Raw genomic sequence first — 1,117 nt, 5'->3', positions numbered from 1 at the left:
AGCAATTTAAGAACTGCTGGAGAAAGCGGACAGCTTCACCGGCTGTTCCCTTTTTCAAAACTGGTAGGTGGGTGACGTAAGCAGCGTTAGCCTGACTAGTTACTTCAGAACCATTAGCTAGTACAGAGTTAGAATTGATAGTGTTAGTTAGCATGAGGGATTTATTTTCCTTAATGATTTGACGTTTACTAGGAAAACCTTTTCAGGTTTCGACATTGGACAAAGTTTTTATTTTCTGTCTTTTGTCTCTACACCCTTAAGACGATCTCAAAACCCTATTTTGGAATTTTTCGAGTTAGCACCAATTTTTTGTTCTCGACTGACCCCATTAAACCGATTTCAAAGCCCAAAACCCTTTTGTCAGCTAACTTGTAGCCGTTTCAGTGTGTTTGTTGAAAAAGGGATGCTCCCAGCCGCTACCTGAACCCATTACTGATACACGACTTACGCAAGTGCCCCCTAAATCCCCCAATTCTGGGTGACTTTGACATCATTACCCCCCAAAATTGGGGGGCAGGGGGGCAAAACCAACTAAACTTCGTAAGTCCTATGATAGCAAAAAAGGTGCGTTACACGTTGTTAACGCACCTGACAAGATAGGCGATTAGCCCAAAGAGCGGTTCGCGATTGACCGTCACGGTACGCGAACGCACTAATTCGGCATCTTTAGCAAAACATATTACCGATGGCACGATAGGTTTCTTTACCGACAATCCCATCAATAGTCAAGCGTTCAGGATTAGATTTGCCCTGGTAGTTGTAGGAGCGTTGGAAATTCCTTACTGCCTGTTCTGTTTGGGAGCCAAACTGTCCGTCAAAAACCAAATTGTAGTCCATGTAGCGATTTAATAACTGCTGGAGAAAGCGGACAGCTTCACCGGCTGTTCCCTTTTTCAAAACTGGTAGGTGGGTGACGTAAGCAGTGTTAGCCTGACTAGTTACTTCAGAACCATTAGCTAGTACAGATTTAGAATTGATAGTGTTAGTTGCCATGAGGGATTTATTTTCCTTAATGATTTGACGTTTACTAGGAAAACCTTTTCAGGTTTCGACATTGGACAAAGTTTTTATTTTCTGTCTTTTGTCTCTACACCCTTAAGACGATCTCAAAACCCTA

Annotated in this window: 1 protein-coding gene; it reads right to left on the bottom strand. The window is 42.5% G+C overall.

Annotated features, from left to right (window positions below; all coding sequences use genetic code 11):
* Positions 1 to 666 precede the first annotated feature (666 nt).
* Positions 667 to 993, bottom strand: a complete 327-nt coding sequence (locus F6K38_RS42795) for a peptidoglycan-binding domain-containing protein (RefSeq protein WP_287360982.1) — start codon at positions 991 to 993, stop codon at positions 667 to 669.
* Positions 994 to 1,117 lie beyond the last annotated feature (124 nt).

The sequence above is a fragment of the Moorena sp. SIO3B2 genome, from assembly GCF_010692525.1.
In the GTDB taxonomy this organism is placed as follows: Bacteria; Cyanobacteriota; Cyanobacteriia; order Cyanobacteriales; family Coleofasciculaceae; genus Moorena; species Moorena producens.
Note: the sequence above shows the minus strand (reverse complement) of the source record. Positions and strands in the feature narration are given on the sequence as shown.